General features: G+C 47.7%; 17 protein-coding genes. 8 read left to right on the plus strand and 9 right to left on the minus strand.

Annotated features, from left to right (window positions below):
• Nucleotides 1–165 precede the first annotated feature (165 nt).
• The 5 genes from MRY86_RS08945 to MRY86_RS08965 all read left to right on the plus strand — a co-directional run bounded on the left by MRY86_RS08945 (nucleotide 166) and on the right by MRY86_RS08965 (nucleotide 9,699).
• Nucleotides 166–2,244 (plus strand): T9SS type A sorting domain-containing protein, encoded by a 2,079-nt coding sequence (locus MRY86_RS08945; RefSeq protein ID WP_293563038.1) that lies wholly within the window; start codon nucleotides 166–168, stop codon nucleotides 2,242–2,244.
• 146 nt (nucleotides 2,245–2,390) lie between these two features.
• Nucleotides 2,391–3,575, plus strand: a complete 1,185-nt coding sequence (locus MRY86_RS08950; protein WP_293571284.1) for a T9SS type A sorting domain-containing protein — start codon at nucleotides 2,391–2,393, stop codon at nucleotides 3,573–3,575.
• 135 nt (nucleotides 3,576–3,710) lie between these two features.
• Nucleotides 3,711–5,048, plus strand: a complete 1,338-nt coding sequence (locus MRY86_RS08955; protein WP_293563040.1) for a pectin acetylesterase-family hydrolase — start codon at nucleotides 3,711–3,713, stop codon at nucleotides 5,046–5,048.
• A gap of 53 nt (nucleotides 5,049–5,101) precedes the next feature.
• Nucleotides 5,102–8,158 carry a T9SS type A sorting domain-containing protein gene (locus tag MRY86_RS08960; protein ID WP_293563041.1) on the plus strand — a complete coding sequence of 1,019 codons (3,057 nt, stop codon included), beginning with the start codon at nucleotides 5,102–5,104 and terminating at the stop codon, nucleotides 8,156–8,158.
• A 338-nt stretch (nucleotides 8,159–8,496) separates the two neighbouring features.
• On the plus strand, nucleotides 8,497–9,699 hold the full coding sequence (locus tag MRY86_RS08965; RefSeq protein ID WP_293564657.1) for an alpha/beta hydrolase fold domain-containing protein: 1,203 nt from the start codon (nucleotides 8,497–8,499) through the stop codon (nucleotides 9,697–9,699).
• A 298-nt stretch (nucleotides 9,700–9,997) separates the two neighbouring features.
• Here MRY86_RS08965 and MRY86_RS08970 read toward each other — a convergent pair whose 3' ends face one another.
• The 7 genes from MRY86_RS08970 to MRY86_RS09000 all read right to left on the minus strand — a co-directional run bounded on the left by MRY86_RS08970 (nucleotide 9,998) and on the right by MRY86_RS09000 (nucleotide 17,041).
• A complete protein-coding gene (locus MRY86_RS08970) occupies nucleotides 9,998–11,581 on the minus strand; it encodes a T9SS type A sorting domain-containing protein (protein WP_293564659.1) in 1,584 nt (527 codons plus the stop codon).
• A 12-nt stretch (nucleotides 11,582–11,593) separates the two neighbouring features.
• Nucleotides 11,594–12,103 (minus strand): hypothetical protein, encoded by a 510-nt coding sequence (locus tag MRY86_RS08975; RefSeq protein WP_293564661.1) that lies wholly within the window; start codon nucleotides 12,101–12,103, stop codon nucleotides 11,594–11,596.
• A 202-nt stretch (nucleotides 12,104–12,305) separates the two neighbouring features.
• Complete coding sequence (locus MRY86_RS08980) at nucleotides 12,306–13,349, minus strand: sterol desaturase family protein (protein WP_293564663.1); 1,044 nt, start codon at nucleotides 13,347–13,349, stop codon at nucleotides 12,306–12,308.
• Nucleotides 13,350–13,599: 250 nt separating this feature from the next.
• Nucleotides 13,600–14,106 (minus strand): hypothetical protein, encoded by a 507-nt coding sequence (locus MRY86_RS08985; protein ID WP_293564665.1) that lies wholly within the window; start codon nucleotides 14,104–14,106, stop codon nucleotides 13,600–13,602.
• Nucleotides 14,107–14,264: 158 nt separating this feature from the next.
• On the minus strand, nucleotides 14,265–15,527 hold the full coding sequence (locus MRY86_RS08990) for a T9SS type A sorting domain-containing protein (RefSeq protein WP_293564667.1): 1,263 nt from the start codon (nucleotides 15,525–15,527) through the stop codon (nucleotides 14,265–14,267).
• A 45-nt stretch (nucleotides 15,528–15,572) separates the two neighbouring features.
• Entirely contained in the window at nucleotides 15,573–16,295 is a 723-nt protein-coding gene (locus tag MRY86_RS08995; RefSeq protein ID WP_293564669.1) for a hypothetical protein, read from the minus strand.
• A gap of 83 nt (nucleotides 16,296–16,378) precedes the next feature.
• Nucleotides 16,379–17,041 carry a Crp/Fnr family transcriptional regulator gene (locus MRY86_RS09000; protein WP_293564671.1) on the minus strand — a complete coding sequence of 221 codons (663 nt, stop codon included), beginning with the start codon at nucleotides 17,039–17,041 and terminating at the stop codon, nucleotides 16,379–16,381.
• Nucleotides 17,042–17,140: 99 nt separating this feature from the next.
• On the opposite strand from MRY86_RS09000, the gene MRY86_RS09005 reads away from it, so the two are divergent.
• A complete protein-coding gene (locus tag MRY86_RS09005) occupies nucleotides 17,141–17,611 on the plus strand; it encodes a hypothetical protein (RefSeq protein ID WP_293564673.1) in 471 nt (156 codons plus the stop codon).
• 420 nt (nucleotides 17,612–18,031) lie between these two features.
• Here the strand turns inward: MRY86_RS09005 and MRY86_RS09010 are convergent, their stop codons facing one another.
• Nucleotides 18,032–19,108, minus strand: a complete 1,077-nt coding sequence (locus MRY86_RS09010) for an NADH:flavin oxidoreductase (RefSeq protein ID WP_293564675.1) — start codon at nucleotides 19,106–19,108, stop codon at nucleotides 18,032–18,034.
• An 88-nt stretch (nucleotides 19,109–19,196) separates the two neighbouring features.
• Here MRY86_RS09010 and MRY86_RS09015 point away from each other — a divergent pair, with 88 nt between their 5' ends.
• Entirely contained in the window at nucleotides 19,197–19,673 is a 477-nt protein-coding gene (locus tag MRY86_RS09015; protein WP_293564677.1) for a hypothetical protein, read from the plus strand.
• Nucleotides 19,660–20,199: a helix-turn-helix domain-containing protein gene (locus MRY86_RS09020; protein ID WP_293564679.1), complete on the plus strand. Its 540-nt coding sequence runs from the start codon at nucleotides 19,660–19,662 to the stop codon at nucleotides 20,197–20,199. Before MRY86_RS09015 ends, MRY86_RS09020 begins: the two co-directional genes overlap by 14 nt.
• Before the next feature lie 166 nt (nucleotides 20,200–20,365).
• On the opposite strand, the gene MRY86_RS09025 is transcribed toward MRY86_RS09020, so the two are convergent.
• Nucleotides 20,366–22,819, minus strand: a complete 2,454-nt coding sequence (locus MRY86_RS09025) for a DNRLRE domain-containing protein (protein ID WP_293564680.1) — start codon at nucleotides 22,817–22,819, stop codon at nucleotides 20,366–20,368.
• Nucleotides 22,820–22,921: the final 102 nt, after the last annotated feature.

Below are 22,921 nucleotides of genomic sequence, written 5' to 3' on the forward strand. Positions count from 1 at the left end.
ATCGCTGATTTGCGGTGCTATCGTAAAAGTGGAGCGTGGAGTACGATCCAGCAACTTGTCGCAGCGGCATAGCTGTGCAATTTGTTATACACACCCTTGTTGGCCGCATGCTGTGGAATCGGTGTGCGTGCTCAGCAGATACCCTCATCAGAGTTCAACGCGCTCGTGGACCTCTACAATGCCACCGACGGCCCAAACTGGACGAACAACACGGGCTGGAACACGACCACGAACAACGTAGACGGCGGATGGTCTGGTGTAACGGTCGAAAACGGTCATGTCACAGAGTTGTTCCTGGGCCAGAACGGACTGGCGGGCACGCTTCCTTCGTCTCTGGGTGACCTTGAGGAACTGACCACATTGTATCTGAATAACAATGAACTCACGGGGCCGATCCCTGGCCAATGGGGCAACCTGAGTCAGTTGGAGGTTCTCTTTCTCACAAGCAATTCGCTCTCGGGGCCTCTCCCCCCTGAACTGGGCAACCTTGGCCAACTGACCACGCTGTATCTGGCCAACAATTCGCTTACGGGCCCCATCCCAAGCGAATTGGGCAATCTGAGCAGCATCACCGACATGACGCTGGCGAACAACGCGCTTACGGGCCCCATCCCCCCTGAACTGGGCAACTTGAGCACCCTGATCTACCTCCAACTGATCAACAACGACCTCACAGGGGAAATCCCGGCCCAATTGGGCAACCTCAACCAACTGGAATGGCTCAGGCTTGGGGGAAACGATCTGATGGGTACTATCCCTGCCGAACTCGGCAATCTGAGCAATCTGAGCTGGCTGGAGCTGAGCGACAATCAGCTTTCCGGCACGATTCCACAGGAAGTCATTGACATGATCAATGGGGGAAACCGGCTAACCAGGATATATCTGCAGAATAATGCATTCACGGGCATCGGGACACTGCCCCAAACGCTCTTCGCGGATTTCGAAGTTCACAACAATCAATTGGATTTCAACGACTTGGCGAACAATACCAGCAACCTAGCCGCGAGCAAATACTCACCGCAGCGCTTTGCGCAAGACCCCATGAGCATTGCCCTGAGCCAAGGTGACGCATTGAACCTGACCGTGAACCCTTCCGGGCAGAACCTGACCTACCTGTGGCAGAAGAACTACACCGTTCTGGGCATCAACAGCCCGGTGGTCTCTGTATCGTCCGCATCCCTGCAAGATGCAGGCATTTACTTCTGTACGGTCACCAGCCTCGATATGCCCGATCTGAGGATCTTCTCTGACGAAGTGACTGTTACGGTGGACGGCCAGACAAGTACCTGCGAAGATGATGACGGCCTGCCGCTCGGTCTGATCTGGCGCGGTGCGGTGGTCTCCGCCGAAACGAACGGTTCGCCGGACTTTCAGGGCGTGGTCAACGACAGCGTGACCATCGTCCCTACGGGTCAACCGAACCGCTACACTATCTCCGCTCATGTGGCGGGTGCCTTCGGCTTCGAGGCCCCCGGCGACTTCTACGCCGATTGCGCGGGGGGCGCACACCTGTATGAGACGTTCTCCTTCGGTATCGCCAATGACGGCAGTGACTTCGGAGGCGCATTCAGCAGCTACGACCCGGTCACGCACACCCTTCGCCTGTCGAGCCATACACTCAGTACATTCCCGGCATTTACCACCTTTGCCGTGACCGAGTTCACGCCCTACGTGGCCCCGCCAACGCTGTCCAACCGCTCCGTGGAATTGACGTCGGCTTCTGGCGCAACGGTCGGCACGCTGTCCACCTTCATCGACCCGAACAGCGACAGCACGAACTACGCGCTGGTCAATGGGCAGGGCGACACGGACAATGCCCTCTTTGAGATCATCGGCACGGACTTACGCCTTGTGACGGGCTATGCTCCTTCCGCGCCCGAAACGCTTTCCGTGCGATTGCGGGCCATACATGACGACCGCCCCTACACCATGGACAGCGTATTCGTCATTGAGGTCACGGGGGGGACTGTTTCCGCCCTGACAGACGGCCCTTCCGAGTCCCTGTCTGTCTTTCCGAACCCGGCAGTGGATTTGCTGAACATTCGCTTCCATGGTGCAAGCAGTGAAGCGGTCGAATGTACCCTCCACGACATGTCTGGTCGACGAATGCTGACGAGGACCTTCACCGCCTCCCCTGAATCCACTACCCATCAACTCGACCTGACCGCCTTTCTACCCGGCCTCTACTTGCTGAAAATAGAAACAGATGCAGGCCCCCTTGTTAAGAAAATTGTCAAAAATTAGTGCCCCAAATTGCCCTGAAGTCGCTTCACCTGCATCTAAGTAGATTTCACTTTATGCATGGGTTGCTTCACTTTGATTTCCTCAAGATTACACAGATCAACGCTGTAATTTTGAATCAGTTAAACATCCAAATTGAAAAAAACATCATGAAAAACTTGTCCATATTTACGCTATTGATCAGTATTTCACTTTGCTCAACCCTGTCTGCCCAGCAAAGCATTTCGGGAAGTTTCTCCAGCAATGGAAATACCAGGGCTTACCTGGGAGCCATACCCGATAACCCTGAGCCACCCATGCGCCTCGTCATCCTCTTTTGTGGAGTAGGAGAAACTGCAGAACAAATGGCAGAAAGGCATTTTAATGATTACTTAGGAAACAATACTATGGTGGTTTATCCAGAACCCTGGTTCTGGTTGAGTTCCTTTGGTTATGAAATTGGATCAGAGCAGGATGATTTTCAAATGGTAGAGGATTTAATTGGTCACATTAACTCCAATTACTCCATCGATCTTAATGATATATGCATTGGCGGGTTGTCCAATGGTGGTTCGTTCACCTATAATTTGGTGTGCGAGTACAATAGCACAACATCGACTCGGCCTTACCGCTTTAAAGCCTTTGCAGTGGTTGCAGGTGCAATGCTGGCTTCAGATTTGAACGTGGATAGCTGTAATATAGCAAAGGAGGTTCCCCTTATTGCATTTCATGGCACCGCTGATCCAGCAGCTTTTTACGAAGGAAATTCCTTTTACTACAATGGACAAGACACTTTTTGGGTCTACGATGCACCCACGGAAGACGTGGTAGAATTCTGGGCCAGGACCATCAATGGTTGTGACGCAAATCCTTCGGTTACCCCTCTGCCAGATTTAGTAATAGAACCACAAGAGCCATCAACGGTAGAACTCATCGAGTATGATTGTGATAATTGCAGCAACACTCAACTGTATAAAATAAATAACGGATGGCACACCTGGCCCACAAGTGATGCGGTAAACGACAATTTGTATGGAGGGCATAATCAGGATATAATTGCTTCCCAGCTGATTGCGGAATTTTTTGAATGTACCCCTGCTGTTGTTTCCACTACCGATGTGCATTTAGATCCTGGTAGCGTGTCGGTATACCCCAATCCAGTTGTAGATGAGCTGTCCATTCAAGTGGATGGCGACCTGAAGAGGGTTGAAATATATAGCCCAACTGGCAAAAAAGTACTGTCTAATGGAGCACCCGGTTCTACCATTTCTCTGGGTCATTTGCCGTCAGGCATCTATTTTCTGGGGGTAGAAACAGATGCAGGAACCATCATGAAAAAAATCATTAAGAACTAAGAGTCAAATTATTATCGGTCTAAAGTAGACTCCTAAGGCCGATCCGCTCAAATTTAAAAAAGGCACACGGATCATTCTTACAATTCAAGCTTGTAAGACAGGCTAGCCATTTTCCATAAATAAAAAAGCAGTACTATGAAAAGGTTTTTCTTGTTATCTCTAATGATCATTTTTTCACTTTTCTCAACCAGTTGCAACAAGGAAGATGATGAAGTAACGGTTGTCATCACCGCCGATTTTACGGCGGACCAAATTACGATGCAGGAAGGCGGCAGCATCAATTTTACCGACCTTTCATCAGGGGATCCGACTTCCTGGAGCTGGGTCTTCGAAGGTGGAGAACCAGCCAGCTCCACAGAACAAAACCCTACAGTAAGCTACTCGGTACCAGGTACGTATGAGGTAAGCCTGACCGTCTCCAATGGGGATGCAGAAGACACGGAAACCAAAGCGGGCTACATCACCGTTAGCGAGAAGCCAGCGCCATTCCAGGAACTCTACGACCAGGGAATAGACCGCTACCTGGGTGTCTTCACCCCAACTTCTTCAGAAGTAGTATCCCCAGGCGTTACAGAGCATATTTTTAGCGGTATGGATGCACCAATCTGCTTTACCGGAAACCAGTTTTCCATGTTTACCAGAGATGGGAGCAGCAATAACCTTATGATTTTCTTGCAAGGGGGTGGTTTTTGCAGCCCTATTGCTTGTGAAGCGGTTGAACAAGGCATTCCATTGGTTCCTTTTGGAATATTGAGCCCTACTGATGCACAAAACCCGGCTGTGAATTACAATGTAGGATATGTCCCTTACTGTGATGGTTCCGGTATGATGGGCGACAACGAAGTAGACAGCGACGGCGATGGTGTGAACGACCGATTCTTCCGGGGCGCACAAAATTTATCGGCTTCACTCGATGTGATTGCTCAAAGGTATCCTGCTCCTGATAAAATAGTGCTGGCTGGGAATAGTGCCGGCGGGTTCGCCGTACACGCTGCATTGCCTTTGGTTAGAAAGCTATATCCTGATGTTAGCATTGAGGTGATTAATGACTCCGGGCAGGGCATTCTTGACCCCGGAGGCATGATGACACTGATCAGTTACTGGAATGCCGGCGCCTTCTTCCCGGAAAGCTGCACAGATTGCATTGGAACGGACGGAAATCTTACCGACTACCATAAATACCAGCTATTGGAGGATGACAATATTCGGATGGCGTACATCAGTTCAAAGCAAGATGCCACCTTCGCGGCCTTAACTCAAGGCGGTGGGCCAGCCTTTGAAGCACAATTGATCGAAGCGGCAGGCGAACTAAACACGGCCTTCCCGGAACGCTTCCAAAGTCTGATTGCCAATGGTGATGAACACACGTTTATCCTCTCCAACTTCAATTATCCAATAGGCGGGACGACGGTGCGGGAATGGATCGCCACTATGATCGACGACAACGGGCAGTGGGCCTCGGCTGCGGATTGATAAACGCTCTTTTTGTAGTCTTAAATTATTACCAGAACTCAAATTCATTCAACATGAATAAGCATACACTTTTACCCGTATTGATCGTGCTGGGCACCATCTTTTGGGCAACCGCACAGGAAACAACCGTCAACTATCCCGCCGGGCCCTTAGCCACCTTTTTTGATGGGGATTTGATCGGTGCAGACTATTGGTCTGAGGAACCGCGAATCCTTTCCGCAGGAATGGGCTTCGCTGATATTGTTGGAGTGCCTGTACCATCGCTTACAGAAGAAATAGTACAACAGGCAGGAGGTGCCTGGTTGTTTGATATTGATTGTGACACCACGAATACCGGAGTATTCACAACCACGTCCACACAGCAACAAGTGGGTACGGTATTTATTTTACAAAGGCCTTACGGTGAGCTTAAGGATGGAGCCCTTGGCCTTGACGGGCTGCCTATTGTGTTTAGCTGGCCCGTGCTGACCAATACCATTGACCTGACCGATTTCCAGTTTACCCTGAATACCGGGGAAGTGGTGACGCCACTTGCTGCAAGTTCCAACCCAAATTGGGAGAATAATGAGCGCAACTGCGTGGTGGTATTTGCAGAATGGGGCAACAGGCTGCCCAGCAGTGATCCGGATGCACGGTTTCCGGTAAAGCTGGAGATTGTAGCAGATGATACGCCTTTGACACTAGTAGGGCCTGGCAATCAATTGGTGAGCGCAGTAGGCCTTACCTGGGAGACGGACTCCAGCCCTTACGATGAAAATAATGGCCCGAGATTGGTAGGTGCAAAGCTGAACTACGTAGGGGATAGCCCGGTCGGCGAAGGCGTAAGTAACGACATTACGGAGCAACTACTAACAGGTTTGCTGGCCCCCAACTCTGAGTTTGACCTGTACGGTGGCGGCGATTTTCGGCTGCGCATGTTGACGACCGGCGGCTTTTCTCCGGATGGGGTGCGCGGGGTGCTGCCTACCGATTATGAAAAATTCTTTAGAATCCATGTTTTGGGGGAAAACGGTGATACGGTACTGATCGAACAAGATAGTGTGGATTATCAGGTGCTAGGGGGGACCTTACGGGTTGTGGGCTTATCTGATCTAGGTGCAGTGGAAGGAGGCAATGTGGAGTACGGTGATTGCTATCAGGAAGACCGGGACAATTACATTGATATCATCCTGGAAGGAGATGATGCAGCAGCCAGGAACATACTATTCCTCGAAATTCCAAGCCTGGAAGAAGGCTATGCTGCCTTTTATAACCCTGGCGGGCCTGGTACGACGCCGTTTCCCGGAGTCGCTTACACGCAACCTGGCCCACGTGACTTAGAGCCGGTCATTATTGCGCTGGATGACCCGATGCGCGTAACCTATCAGGTACACCCAGCGATAGATGAGATCAATTCGGTGACGTACAGCACGGCCGTTCTGCCGCTCCTGCCAGAGGGCATCGAATTTGATCCGGACAAAGAGTCCTTCATCGTTTCCTCAGCCGTAGGTGGCGCTATCAACCTCATCCGTACGGACGGTTCCATTTCCAATCTCGTCCCCGCCGGGGTATTCAACGGCAACGGGACTTTTGGCCTGCAAATAGACGCACAGAACGACCGGCTGTTGGCGGTAGCCTCCAATTTTCAGAACCCCACTTCGGCCTGGCTGTTCAGGTTTGAATTGTCAGATGGTGCATTGATTGACTCTATTAATCTGGCCGCATTGCCTACTGGCCCGGGGCTGCCACTGAATTTTGTCAATGACGTGGCGGTAGATGATGCCGGCAACGCTTACGTGACCAATTCTGATCGTGGTGTCATTTACAAAGTCGATGCAGAGGGCGAAGCCTCCATTTTTTTCCAGGATAACAACTTCACGCCGGCCAACCCATTTACGCAAACGGGGTTTAATGGTATTGAATACCACGAAGACGGCTACCTGCTTGTCGTACACTCCGTCAATGACAAGATTTACAAAATCAGGATCGATAATCCATCTGAAATTACGGAGGTTGACCTGCCTGATGGCTACTTACGGAGTGGCGATGGTATGTTTCTGGACGGTAATGAACTGGTGGTCGTCAGTAATGCCGCTAATGCTGCTGCACAGCCTAGTGAAAGTGACCCGGTCGTGCCTTTTGTCACCAAGTTCATGACTAGCGACAATTGGAATTCGGCTGCAGTCGTAGGCGATACCTACGCAAGTGGTGATGTTTTCCCAACAACGGTAGTCAAAGTAGGCGAGGATTACTTCATCAATAACGCCTATTTCAATTACCCGGCCTATCAAAATTTCCCCGTCACCTACCTGATTCACAAAGCGAACTTTGATGTCAATCAACGGTATTCGGGGTCAGCTAACGAAATACCAAGGGTGAACACGCCCATCGTCCCCTTTTCGTACGGAGCGGAATATCCGGAACCTTACTACGATGAGTGTACTACTCCTATCGCAGCGGGTGTGCCAGATTTGAGGGGAGACTGGCTGGAAGCCACCGTCACCATCAACGGCGAGGTAATCCCCGCCCTGCCTAATCCCCGCCGCGAACGTATCGAACAGTGCGGCAATCGTATCCTTATCGCCAGCAACGGCGTACTTCATGAAGTATTCGCCGCCAATAACACGATGTTCAACGGTGTCAACGATGTAGACCCAAACGGCTTGCCGGTACACCTGACCGGCAGGTTTGAGGAGGGGGTCTTTATTCTTACTCCGGTCATTACCGATACCACAGTGACCGTTCCTGACATCACGAGAGAGCTGATTCAGGATGATGATGGAAATGACGTTATCAAATACATCAATCCCTCCCTGGGCTCGGGTGCAACGCGCTACTTGAGAATAGCGTCAGAAGTGGTGGCAACCCATGATTTGGCCGTAGGCCATAACTTTAGAGCGGTGCCTAATCCTTTCCAAAACGAGACGCTAATCACCTGGCATAACGCCTCAAATGCAACTTTTCAGGCTCAATTGCTTAATGCAGCTGGTCAGGCAGTAAGAAAGTATCCCAGTGTGAACGGGGAATCGCTGCGGATAGAAAGGGGCAACTTGTTGCCGGGGCTCTATTTCCTGAACCTCATCGACGGAGACGGGAATTTAGGGGCTATTAAATTACTGATGCTGGACTAAATGAGGAAGCCAATATGGCTTGCCGTTGAGCGCGCTCAACGGCGCGAAAGGGTTTGGGTATTGATGCTGTAGTAAATATGGCTGTACCTAAACCCTTTACGGTGCTGCCCATGGTTTTGATTAGGCTTGAGCATTGAGTAAGTTAAGCAGAAAGGGGCAAGTATTGCCCTAATCCAGCATACTTGCTATCAGAAAGCCACGCTCGACACAGCATCGTTCAATTGGCCCTCCATTATGTTCACTTCGGTATGGTTTTGCTGGTATTCCGTCCATTCTGCTCCTATTTTTAGATTCGTAATTAACTCTGATGTATCGTTTTTACACAATTGAAACTACTAATGAAATATCCAACCATCCTTTTCCTGTTAATACTAAGTGTTGGCGCCAAAGCCCAGTTCTGCACCCCGGACAATCGATTTACTGAGGTAGATTACTTTTCCTCAGCGCAAATAGATTCTGTCACAAACCTCACTTATGCTTCGTATTTGGATAATCAGGGAAACCAACAAGACCTACTCCTCGATTTTTATTTTCCTGGTTTCCTGGAAGACAGCTTACCGAAAAGGCCATTCATTCTACTCCTTCATGGTGGAGGTTTTTTTGTCGGAAACAAAGGGTTGATGAGGGATAAATGTTTTGAGTTTGCCAAGAAAGGCTTTGTTGCAGCAACCATGAACTATCGGCTTGGTAATTTTCAAGAAGGAGATGTTCGATATAGAGCCCAGCAAGATGCACATTCGGCGATGAGGTTTGTTGTTGATCAAGCAGAAACCTACCGTATTGATACAACATGGTTATTTATTGGAGGAAGAAGTTCAGGGAGTATGGCAGCGCTCGGTTTAGCCTACCTTGACCAAAATGATTGGAATACCATTGACTCCTCATCGGTGAGTAATCTTGGTCTTTTAAATACTGCTGGCAATGATATAAATGATGAATTTACCATTAAGGGGGTTTTCAATAACTGGGGCAATGTACAGTCAGCAGGCGTATCAGAGTCTGACCAAATTCCGATGATCGCTTTTCATGGTGAAAATGACCCTATTGTTCGGATCGATTCTTCTCAAATGGGAGACTGGGGTTCCAGAGTGCTTCACGAATATTTAGTTGCACAAGGTATCTGCAGTGATTTAACGGTTGACCCTAATGGCGGACATGGGGTTTATGATAATCCTGAAGGGGCAAAATTTAGAGTACAAAAGACGAGCTGCTTTTTTAAGAGCATCTTCTGTGAAGATTGCAGCAGTGCATATGCTGAAGAAGCTGTCCCTGCTAACTGCGCTTCAGCAACCACTTCTACCGTCAATGTAGCTGTGGCTCAAAAGACCGAAGTCTTTCCTAATCCGTCTACTAATGAGATAAACATCCTAACCGAGCCAAATTTTGATGGGTATTTTGAGATTTACAATCTGATAGGAGAACGGTTGCTACAATCTGTAGACCATCAAATTGATATCCGTAGTTTTCATCCAGGGGCTTATATCCTAGTGAAGAGATATACAGATGGAAGGCTGGAGTCCTTTAAGCTTATTAAAAAATAAGGGATAGTTTTCAAGCGGGTGAGTTTTTGATAACCGAAGAACAAAAAAGGAAAGAGGTTTTTTTGATATACGGAAAGTATTAGTCAGCGTATTTCGGGTAAATGATGAAAGAGAGGAGGTAAATACCATACTAGGGGGGTATCAAGCCGTAGCAAGTCCCAATTTGCTCATACTTGATCAACTTGCGGAACAATACTTTCAGGCATTAGAGAGGCTAACATAGCCTCTCTAATGCCTGAAATCGGCAAATTTTGTTTTTAGATAAACTCTACTGAATTGTACGGATGCTAGTGCTGAGTTAATGCTTTACAAATTTTTGGCTTGCCCTAAAACCCATACCCTCCATTTGCAAAAAGTATAGCCCACTGCTTAAATTGAGGGTGGAGAAATTGATAAAGTGTTCTCCCGTATTAAAAAACTCTGATTGCCTGAGTGTCCTTACCCTTCTGCCATTTGCATCGTAGATGGTAAAGTTAATGGTCTGACCCTGCTCAACAAAGAACTTCACACAAGCGAGCTCATTGACGGGGTTTGGACTTATAGCGTAAATTTTATTCGTTTTAGGCACAGTTTCCTCTATGCTGACTGTAGTTTCTACAAATGTGGTGTTTTCATCGCCCTCTCTGTACGCTACATACCCAATCGGGAGGTAGTACATTTCATCCGTGGTGAGTTCCCCCCAGCTTACAAACTGGGGTGGGTTACTTGGATTCGATGGATTGTCCACCGTATTATCATAACTAGCTACGGCATGTACGACTGACCCTGCCGGAGCAACAATATACCGGTCAAAATAATAGGCGCCTTGCCAATTGAAATCCCATTCTGGAATCTTGATGAGATTCACGATCTCTCCATCAGGTTTTTCAAGCCATACTTCCCAAGAAACTCCGAGAAGGTGCATGTGTGGTGCAATGGTGACGAGGCTTATATCCTCTTCTACTTCATACTCTCCATGAAAAGTTCTGACGGTATTGGCAGGGATGAAAAATCCTTGACCAATAACGCTTGGCAATGGGACCATGATATGACTTTCTACCTCCCGTTCTAGGGTTTCCTCCGTTTCGTCCATAAAGAATATATTAATCGACGATCTATCGGTTTCATTTACCGGCCATGGTGCATAGTGAACCTGCATAACTATATCGGCTCCTGCTTTCAATACCTGCCCTGTTCCATCCGGGAACCTTATTGGCTTTTGACCAGGCACATATCCAGGGAATTGCTTTTGATTGAGTGTTTCTGCGATTCCTCCTCCTGTGAAACTTCCAAACCCATCGAAGCCATACTCAGGTGTAGCGGCATCATTTGCCGCAGCTAGACCTTCTGTATCTTCAAACAGCAAAGCATGATGGACGATTTTCGGGTTGCCAGGCCGAAACTCGATCGCTTTTATTATTTTGTCTTCCGGCAAGTCTGTGGGCAAGACGAAATATCGGTAGTCATCCTCATAATCCCCTTCATGAAGCCATTCCTCCGCCATTTCCAATACCAAATCTGGTGTGCCTAATACTGAACCATCTGGAAAATCCGGAAAGAGGGGTTCTTCGTTTTCATTTCCTCTAGGCATTCCTGCATCTACCCATTCCGCAATTAGGCTGATTTCTTCCTCCGTCAGGTAGTTTTCTCCCAAAAAACTGGAATATTCAGAATCTGCTTGCCAGGGAGGCATGATTTTATTGGAGGTCACAAATTTGATCATTTCTCCCCAGGGGACTACTTCTTCATAGCTTGTTAAAGCCATTGGTCCAACCTCTCCTGGCCGATGACAAGAAGAGCAGTTTTGATATATGATATCGGCTATATCAGAAGCGTATGTTACCTGCGCGTATCCAGTAGAATACCCCAAAAACATCAGGAGTAGTGTAAACTTATAATTCATTTCCTATTCAATTTAGTGGTTGATGTAGCAGCCTATGGCTTGAGTTTCTTTAATTTTAATTTCCTTCTGGTTAAGGATGCTCTCTAAGGCAGTCCTTAGATCATAGGAGGTGACTACTCGCCTCCTGACGCCTACACTTGCGAAAGAGTTGTTTATTCTGCCTCGGTATAAGAGTTGCTGGTTCTTTTCATCGTAAACTACAACCTCAGGAGCTATCGTCGCGCCATAAAAATTTGCATTACGTTTGTCGTAGTCTGAAAAGCATGGAATAGCGATGCCGTAGTCTTCCTTGAACACTTCGATTTTCTCTTCTGTAGATGAAGTACTGGGGAAGTAGCAGTTGTAGTTTAATTGCTCTTGATTAAAATGATCAGAGACATAATTGATTTCACTTGTCATATTCTGGCTAATCCGACATTCATCAATAAGAAAAAAGTTTACAGAAATACTATCGGAGTAATCCTGAGCCTTTATGCAGGCAATATTTACGACAAGTGCGACAGTGACAATTATTCTTTTCATAGGTTGAATTTTCAGTATTCTGACTGAGTTTGCACCAGAAATAAAAGATAAAAAATTAATGCGCTTTCCCTTTTGTTGGCTCAAAAAAATCGATAATTAATGATGCAAGGCCTCCCTAAGAGATGCTATGTTAGCATCTTTTAATGTCCTGTAGAACAAGTCTGCTGAGTGCTGATTAGGAATGACCAAGCAAGTATGTAAATCAAAGCCTGTATAGTGTTTTGCTGCCCGTAAGCATACCATACTTCGCATTTACCCTCAGGGTGTTGGCATTCTCCAATACCAGTGTTGCAGAAAGTGTTTTATTCTTCTTTGGTGCAAAGATCGTCCCGCAACAATATTTTGTTGGGCTTTCTTTTTTAAAGTTCCTCATCAAAATAACCTGCCCATTGGCTTGTAATTTTCGGTTGTCTTCCTCATTTCCTGTTTCGATCAACTGGCCATAATAAAGACCCTCTTTTTCGTAAATACGTATGACAGCCCCGTTGTCGAGGAATTTCCATTTTCCTTCAACCCCTTTTTGGGAAGACGTTGCAGATAAAGCAGAAAGGGCAAGGATTAGAAGTATAACAGGGATTGCGCCACTTGTCCAACTTGTAGTAGGTGGAGTAGTTTGTTTAAATCTGCGTTTTTGAATTCGGTCGTATTCTTTGACGTAATCAGGGTGTTCTGTTCCCATCATTCTGTCCCAGAACCGAAAATACAGCCCATAGTTGCCATGGAATTTGGCATGGTGCAAATTGTGATGTGTAGAAGTGTTTAGCATTTCAAATAGGAGGGAACGTCTGAACCACTTTGGCGCAATTTCAAAGCCAAGGTGTCCGTAAACATTTATCATGAAGCTCGAAAATGCAAATAAAATCAAGGCGATGGGATGTATCGGGATCAGTAGTAGGATTAATGGAGCGACCATGCCTTCGATCACTGCTTCCAGGAAATGGAAGGAGTAGGAAGCCCATGGCGACGGGTTTACAGATTTGTGGTGGACCAAATGAACCCTTTTATACAAGCTTGGATGATGGACGGCCCGGTGCATCCAGTAGAAATAAGTATCGTGAATAAGTAAAGCCAACAACACGCTTACTGGAACCCACCATAGGGGATAGTCTGATAGTTTATCATAAAACTGGGTATACTTTTTCAGGGGTGTTTGCAAAATTAACAAGCCTACGCCCGCCAGTACGAAGGTCGTCTGCAAAGAGTGGAGAATCTCCCTGATAAAGTCTTTCCGCTTTGCCAGCTTCAATTGAATTTTGTTTTTGGAAAAGGCGTCGGGGAATAGGATGTAAAATATAAGAAAGGGTATTCCCGCGAATAGAAAATACCGGGAGATGTTTAAAATGATCGGGATGAAGTACTGAAAATTATCTTGCATGGCTTTATCTTTTTGACTTTCGATTTATTGTTCCTGCAGCTGAATCCAGAATGAAGTGCTTGTTGGTGTAACCAGATGGGCAATCCACCACCCCTTTTTATCAGGGTGGTGGATTGTGTCACTAAGGTTTGGTCATCACTTCCGGTAGATTGTCCGCGGAAACTTCATTCCCGGACTCATCGGTGTAGACCGCCAGCTTCTGGGCACCTTTACGCAACCGCAAACGGTAGAAAACGTCATCTGTCGGCAATGTTATGATCTGCTCTCCGCTCTCCAGGGTATATCCAGAATAATTGGCTGCCGCAGCGTCTTGAATAGCCGTCGGTAGCTGCGAACCGCTGAAGTAGGTGGTTGCAGTAGTACCTACGCCATTGGTGTAATATCTCGCCCGTGCTTTTTGACCATCGTTTTGAAAATTGGCGATGTAGCGTTCCGCGGATTCACTCTGTCCTTCTACGGTTTGCTTTTCCCACACATTGACGTTGATGCCCGGGAAGTAGGAGGCCTGACTACTGATTACATCCGCCGGTACATCATCTGCATTGACGGGTTGGACAGTCACGCCAACTTGAGCGTGTACTGCGAAGGTTGAGGCAATAAAAACTAGGATGAAAAATAGGTTTTTCATGATTGAAAATATTTGAAGGTGAAAAAATATGGAATAAAGGAAAGTTGGTGGAGGGTTGCTTCTTTTTGCGTAAATGCGCTGTGTTTGAGTAATCAAACATTTGAGCAGTGAAAATAAGCAAGCCAGGCTAAAGCTTTGGTAATAAGGAATACCATCCTTTAGTGGACTATGATTTTCTTAGATAACTGTTTAGATGTGCCTTTGGAGTAAGCTTTTATAAAGTAAACCCCTTTCGGCAAATCCAGGGCTAAATAATTTCTTCCTTGATGAATCCGTGGATCGAAAAAGACCCCTCTGCCTAGGTTGTCAAAAATCGAAAGGCTATAATCTTGATCTGCAATCAATTGTACAAAGAAGTTCCCGTTGTTTGGATTGGGAAAGACCTCAAAAGGCAAACGATCATGGCTAACCTTTCCATTGTGGGGCCTTTCATTTGTTGATGTCACATTATCACATGCCAAGTCATATAGGAAATCTCTTACAAACGAGATCGTGGTATCCATATAGACCTCAGCTTCATTGGGTGGATTCAAGACAAAGGGAGTATGGCCTGCACCTTGAAAGGTATAAAAATCATTGATGATATTGTATTCATCCAGCCTAGGGTGTATTACAGCGCTTCCATCGACCTCTAAGCCGATATCCAAAATCGTAATCGTTCCGGAGCCGTAGGGGACAACACCGTCTTCTGTACCGTGCATACTGACAATTGGAGTAGTCACCTCAGGGTTGATCAAGTCAACATCTAATAGCATACCACAAAGGCTAATTACACCAGCAACATTTTCAGAATAGCCCTCATTCCCGCTGTTACCGGACAACCCCTGATTTTCATCAAAATATTCCTGCATTTCAAAGGGGATTTCGGATTCATCCAGATGGACGATATGCAATGCGGTAACCGCACCAGCGGACACCCCTCCGATATAAATTCTTGATGTGTCAATTCTGTACTGGTTTGATGTAGCTGCATCCTTATAAAAGAATCGAATGGCAGCACGCATATCGTGTATGGCCTTTGCCACCGCTTCATAAGAGTTCTCTATATCGTTGTTCATAATGAGGTCCGTAGATAGCCGGTAATCTATCGCAGCTGTTACGTATCCACGTTTAGCAAATGAACTACTTAGCGCTATCATATCGGGGCTAGTCTTAGAGCCAAAAACAAACCCACCCCCAAACGCCCAAATAATTAGCGGTCGAGCACTAAGTGTGTCATCATTGGGCTGGTAGATGTCCATGAACAATTCCTGAACATTATTGGGGTCTAAGGGAGTTGGCTGCAGGTTCTCTCCAAATTTGATATTAGAGATTTGGGTGTAGCCAAACACTTCCTCATAATACCGCTGATTGTCACACTCCTGAGCATACAACTTCCACATAGAAAGGAATAGCAGGAAGAAAAGCATTGGGTTTTTCATGTCTTTTGAATTTAGTGAAAGTTAGTTGTTGAGCTTGAGAGGTTTTTAGTTCCAGTCAATTTGGTAAGTAGTGCCATTGATGGTTAGGGTGGCTGTATTTCCGCCGTTAAAAACAATAGTGCCCTCGAAGGAAAAAGTCTCGTCGGAAGTAGAACCTGTCCATGAAAGGATGGCGTTGCCGGATTCAATTTCAAAGTCTTGCTTGCTTATTTGGAGGGTGCTGAGGGTGGCAGTCAGGGTACTGCTAATATTCTTTTGCTCCATGAAATTGAGTGCTTGTGTTCCGGTCTGACTATAGTCACCGTTAATATTCATGGTTAAGGATGACGGCTGCAAGTTTGTAGCATTCCCAGTAAAATTGCCATTGTCATCGGATTCAATTCTTGAGCTGCTGTACATGCTCTCCGTCAAGATAGAAAAGGTAGCGGTTTGGGGTATTTCAACTGCATTACAGGTCATTTCATAAGAAAGCTCAGACGTGTAGGATGCCTGTATTTTAGCCCCTTGAAAGTCTTCTTCAATCGTGCTGCTGTAGAGCGTATCGCATAGCTCGCCAGAAGTAACCGCTGTAACTAATTGTTCTACAATATCTTCGATATTGGTAACCAATCCTCCTGCATTAGCCTGAAGGCTTGCCTCAATAATCTCTGCAGCATCACTTTCGGATATGTTTTCTATGGTTTCGTCTGTTTTCTCGCAGGAAGTGAACAGCAAAACGGGAAAGGAAAAAACTACAATTGAGATAAGTACTTTGAATTTTGTCATCATAATCTTTTAATGATTAGTAATGACACAAAAATGGAGGGTTTGAAGGAGGAATGGATTAACAAAAGATAATTTAGCTACAGGTATCAGCTTTTTTTTGAAGCTACGCGTTTTCTTATCCGGCTTAGGGATACCGGAGTAATACCAAGTACATTGGCTAAGTATTTATTAGGCACTCTATTTGAAATGTCAGGATTGGTACGTATAAAATCTAAATAGCGCTCTTCCGGGGAGAGCAGCAAGAAAGAATCGATTCGTTGCAACGCCTCCTTTAATGTATTTTGAAGAATGATTACTCTATTCGCTTCAAGTTTGGGGTTGTTTTTAATGATGGTTTGTACTTTATCATAGTCAATTTTAAAAACCTCAGTCGGTTCTAATGTTTCAAAGTATTGTAGCGCAGGCTCATCAAATAAGATTAAATTTGGGCTGGCAAAAGCTTGGTCTTCCCACCGAAACATAGTCGTTATTTCCTCGCCCTTTTCCGTAACTCTAAATCCCCTAACCAGCCCTTTGCGCACCCAAAAAACTTCCTTTCTTAATTGCCCTTCCTTTATAAGCAACTCTCCAGGAGCAAATGATACAGCTTTTGAATTTTTCAGCAAGTCTTGTATATCTGAAAAACTCAAATCCCTCCCGAGTTTATAAAGTTGTTTTAGCTTTTGAAAATCAATCATTCTGAATCGTGATTTTTTAGTGCCCAGACGGGCAGGCTTGCCATAGTAAGCAGTGCAGGTTAGGAGTAACATAGGCGCTTTGTATGCGCATATTGTTGCTAAAGATAGCGACTTATTCTTAGATAGCGATTTCTATTTTTGGGTCCTACTAATGGCTCAAAACCCTTTATCATGTACGATTGGGGAGATGGAAGCCCTCTGGATTCAATAGAATTGGTTTCTGACCTTGTCCTGAGAAATTTAGGCAATGATACTTACCGTTTAAATATCTACAGGGGAGCCCATAACTTTGATACATCGGGCACATTAGCTATGGGTTTTCGGGATAGTTTTCTCATCGGAGATATTGAAAATATTGAAAATTCGGCTGAAAAAGTGCTGACGCTCTATGATACAGTTAGTATACTCCCAGCCAACCCTGAACTGCAAAGTAATACATCACCGATCTACCTTTATAAACAAGCCCACATCAGACAACGGGAAGATGGCTCGCTTGTATTAAGGATGGATTTGGAATCAGACGATTTCCATTTCCTATCGGATATTTATGATGCAAAGCTGGCTGTATTCCTTCCGAAGGTTTTTCCTTCCCTGAATCAACAAATAGCCTGTACATGGCACCCTCAAACGGTGGGGCATTGATATGGGACCGGCCCTTATGGGAGAGGCGATATGCAGTTGGAATAAATGACTGGGAATAACGGCGTTATATCAATGAGGATGGCCAAATTGACACTGCTTTTCTCTCGACAACAATGCGAGCTATGTTTTTTTTGGTCACGGAGGACTTGCTGGTTCCTTCCTCTAGTCAACCATTTGATAAGCTGGGCTTGAGCGTTTTCCCATACCCTACTACCTCCATTAGTACTCTCATACTACCCAAGGCAAGCTCCTAATCGAGAACCTGGCCGGCCAAGCCCTTCATACCGAAGCCCTAAATTTAGGTCCGACCCTCCAAAGCTCGGAAGTCGATGTAGCAGACTGTACTTCCGGGGTATGTGTGTTGCGCTTGCAGACAGGGTTGGAGCAGGTGGTGCGGAAGTTTGTGAAGGAGTGAGACATTTACCCTTCCACAAACCCCTCCCATCGCTCCATATAATCAATAAACGCTGGCCCCAGCCCCTCCCGCTCGAGGTGAGCCTTGCTTACCGGGGTAGATAGAGGCCGGAAACCCAGGCTGCGGAGGACCTGGACCGGGAAATCATGGTGGAGGATAGCCGATTTGCCGATGGCTACGAAGTCCATTCCCGTCTCCAGGGTTTGGCGGGCTTCCCGGGCACCGTGAATTTTACCGGCGGCGGTGAGGCGCACCGACTGGCGGTCGAGATCGGCGAAGTAGGCGAGGAGGGACTGATCGGAAAAGCCGCTGGGCTTAAAGACATCCCAGAGTGAAAGATCCAGAAAATCAATAGCGCCGCTATCGATCAGTTGCTGACTGAGTGTTTTGATCTCAGCGGGCTCCATACCAAAGCGCTCGGGCGAAAGTCGGACGCCCAGCAGGAAGCTTTTTCCGCAGGATGCTCTTATGCCCCGGACAATCTCAAAGAGCAGGCGGGCGCGGTTGTCTAAATCGCCACCGTAGTGGTCCTGCCGCCGGTTGTATTCCGGACTCAGGAATTGGGTGAGGATATAGCCGTGGGCACCGTGGACTTCCACGCCATCGTACCCGGCCCGTTGGACGCGGCGGGCGGCTGCGATGAAATCGTTGCGGAGCTGTTCCACTTCGGGCAGGCTCAGCCCCCGGGCGCCTTCCTCCGGGATGTCGGAGGGCGCGACCGGTGCCGCTCCAATAAGGTCTGCCGGGCAACGCATGCCTCCATGGTGGAGTTGGACGACGGCCAGGCTGCCGTGCGCCTGTATGCCTGCAGCCAGCCGTTGGTGCCCTTCCAGGTGCTTATCATCGTAAATGCCCAATTGCCCGGACCAGCATTTGCCATTGAACTGTACGTTGGAAGCACAGGTCATGACCAGCCCAAACTGCCCTTTGGCGCGCATCGTCAGCCAGTGGTATTCGTCATCGGATAGCGTACCGTCATCTTGGCTTTGCTTGTTAGTCATGGGCGCCAGCATAAACCGGTTTTTCATGGTTTTGCCGCAGGGGAAGGTGAGGGGCGTGCTGAGGGAAACAGAATTAGGCATGGATACTTCGCGGTTGTTTTATTTTAAAGGTTTTTACAAAAAAAATAAATGTTTTTTGTATTTTTAGTAAAACCAATGGTTTCTGGTAATGGTTTTAGTGAATGAAGAGACTAATGAACGCTACAAGGGCCTGATCGAAAAACTTAGTGAGGCAGAGGTAGAAAAGCTTAAAGGCAATAGTAACTTCACTTTTGCATGGAATGAGGAACAAGGTGCTCTGGTTTACAAATTGATGATCAAAGGGAAAAAGGAAATTTTAGGGCTGGTTTCGGTTGCTGATATCCGGGAAGAATTCAGATTGCACATTAATCTGCTCGAGGCCTCCAAAAAGCATAGAGGTAAAGGTAAAGGGATAAAAAATATTCCAGGTTGCCTGCTCGCATTCGTCTGTAGAGTCTCTTTCCGTAAGGGGTATGGAGGTTTTGTTTCATTGCTTCCTAAAACTTACCTGATTGATTATTATCAGAAAAATTATGGGTTTGTACAGGTGGGCAGGCAGCTTGCAATCTTTGGAAACAATTCAAAAGTATTGGTAGGAAAATTCTTGGAAGATGAAGAAGTATGAGCGATTATTCAAAGAACTCAGCAAGCAATATTCCGTTGAAGAGATTGCGGGTTCGATATTGATTCCGGAGGATTTGACAGAGGCGGAAAGGAAGGAAGCCAACGAGCAGCTGAAAATGTTCCGGTTGAAAATGATGCAGGAACAAACTGAAACAGACCGAATATTCTCTGATCTCATGCGGCTGAAAATCCAAATGGAGGATTATATTCGAGACGCTCCCTTCTCTGAGCAAAAATCATTTGGTAAGCACCTGGAAGAGTATGCACGGATTTTGAAGTTGACAAAGAAAAGATTAGCAGAAGATTTAGCCATTCATTATACAAGATTAAGCAGAATAATCAATGGTCACGAGGAACCTAATATCGAATTAGCCTATCGTTTAGAAAAACATAGTGGGGGGCTCATATCAGCTTTGGAATGGTGGCGTTTAGTCGTCAAAAAACAGGAGTACACCATTAAAGTTGATGATGAGACGAGAGTGAATGAAGGGGCAAAAGTTAAAAACCCAATGAGCTTTGCGGGCTAAGCTATGATAACTGCGCGTTGATCTGGCGATTACGCCCCTCGATTCAGGCAGCAATTTTGGAACTGCCGCCTGAAAAGGGATTTCAAAGCCGCCTGTCAGGCCGCCCCCGTATAGCTATCGGGGCCACAGTCGCCACCTGACTTGAAATTCCTCACAGCCTCCATGATTAAAGTTTAATAAACTTCTGAGTTTCCCGGCCCACCCTTACCAGGTAAATGCCATTAGGCAAATCCGCCACAGGAAGGTGTAAATCAGATACGCCCTGATCTTTTACTACCGTTAGGACCCGTTCGCCAGTCAGGCGGAAAACCTGGACCTCGACAGCCGGTGACGGGGCATCAAAGAGCACCCGAAGCTGGTTCCGGACCGGGTTAGGGGAGAGCATGAAACCGTGTTGCGGGCTTGGCACTTCCTCAAAATCATCCTCTGTATGCACAGGTGTCTCCGCACAGTAGTCGATGGCGGGCGTCCCGCCGGGCGCAAGGTTATACGCCAGGTGTGGCTCGTCAGTTTGGCCGCTTTCTTCCTTTGCGGAATAGGCATGAAGGGTCGCCCCTTCAAAGAATGAGGTAAGGCGCAGACTGAGTAGGCCATCGCCGGCGATTTCGGTATTCACCAGGCCGGTAATATCGTATTCGACCCAGGCACCGTGGGGTGGGACCGGCATGGTATCAATGAAGGCCCCTGCTGCCGGTTGGTTATTGTAGGTAATCGTCCCTTCGGTCCAGCTGTCGTCGGGTACATAATGCAGGGCATCCAGGGTGGGCCCCGGCGCATCATTCGCTACATTGAGCCGCAGCCTTACGTCGTAGATGGGCGCGGTCAGGCTGCTCAGGTCGAACTTGAGGAAGGTGCGCCGGTCATTCCTGTGCCCCTCTCCGTTGTTTTTGATGACGAGGTAGTCTTCTGCCCCAAAATTCGTATCAGAATGCTGATCTCCCCGGACGTAGGCATCCTCGCTGATGTACAGGGCAGCATCGTAGTCCGGCTGTTCGAACCCACCGCCACCGGCCCAGTTTTCGAGCATGGCATAGAGGTCGCCGTTGCGTTGCGTCGGAGTGGTAATGTTTTCCACAGCCTCTGTTCCCAGCCGGTCTTCGAGTTGTTGCAGGTACAGGCTTCTGGGCAGCACCGGGTTATTCCAATGTTCCCAGTACCCATCCCCGCTTTGTTCGAGCCCCCGGCAGCCTATGCCCCAGTTTTTGCCACCGGGCGGGCTTTCCACCTTCACTTCTTCGGTATAGGAAAGGACATTCCAGAACATCGTGGTATTCCCCGCCCAGCCATGACCGCTGCCGGAGGTGCCCCGGTTTTGCACGCGTATGGCACCGCCCCGGACATTATCAAACAGCAGCCCGGTTGCCCAGCGGTGGTGCGGCCCAATATCGCTATAGGTCTCGGTGCTGTAGTTGTCCAGGAATACGTTAGGGCCAGTCACCCGGGAACCGGTCACAAAATCATGCCGCCCCTGCATAGTGTAGTTGCGCTGGAACAGATTTCCAAGCCCATCGCTGATGTTGAACGCATAACGCCGCCCGCCGCTGATTTCCGACCTGGGGTCTATGCAGGCGCAATCCTGAATGGTGTTGAAGTTGGACTCGCTGGTGATCGAGACGGTACCGTAGCCCAAAAACTGCCCGGTAACATTTTTGACCCAGGAGTCGGTCACCCGCTCCAGTTTTACCCCTATCCAGGCGTGGTCCTCGTCGTAGGGGTTATCGGGCGCATAGTAAGACCGTATTCTCAGGTTTTCCACTCCACACTGCCTGATGCGCCCCGGAATGGAGGCTTTGTAGATTTCTCCGCCCCCGTACTGTTCTTCAATCACATCAACGATGGGGATATTAATGGTAAGGGTATTTCCGTTAATCCCGGTGATGACCCGCTCGTGGAAAATCGAGTAGGAGGAGGTCGTCCAGCCAATTTCTTCCATGCCGATGTCTTCGATCCAGAATGGGTTGGGCGTTCGCCTTAGGGCAATGGTGTCGCCCACAGCATAAGCCGATGCATCCTCGATTTCAAAACTGTAAGCCCCCAGGGGTACATACGGGGTGGTAATGTCCTGACGGGTGGAACTAATCCGGTCAAAGCCGCTGCCCGTGCCCCGGATGGTGATGAAATCGTGCTGTACGGGCAAATTGGCGTGCAAAACGGTGCCGTCCAGGCCTTGCCCCTCTCCACGGAGCACTACGCCGCTCTCCTCGATAAACAATTGATCGACCTCATAGCAGCCCGAAAGCAGGAGGACCGCACCCCGAAAACCATTACTGTCCGGCTCCATGGCCTCCACCTCATCAATGGCAGCCTGAATAGCCTGTGTATCATTGTCTCCGCCCGAGGGAGACAGGGTAATGACCACCGGGACTTCAGGCAGGGCCACACCGCCTCCCTTGTAGCCGGCATGAGAGAAGTCCGGGATAATATTCACCGCATCGGTTTGCCCCTCCATCGCAAAGGGGGTGTAACTCAGGGCATCACCGTCCAGCCAAACCAGGCCGGAGGATTGGGCATTGCCAACAGCGGGCATGCTCATAAGCCCCAGGAGAAGGAGTAAAGTGCAGGAATTGGAAATAAAACGGAATAGCGCGATTTGTGGCAAGCCAGGGTCTTTACTTTTCATTGTGCCTATTTGTTGATGTTGAAATACAGGGCTATAAATATAGTCAAAACATAGGTAACCACGAGCGGCATGGCTTCCTTCTTGCAGGAATTAACACCCCAT

The organism is Phaeodactylibacter sp. (assembly GCF_022763345.1).
Classification (GTDB): domain Bacteria; phylum Bacteroidota; class Bacteroidia; order Chitinophagales; family Saprospiraceae; genus Phaeodactylibacter.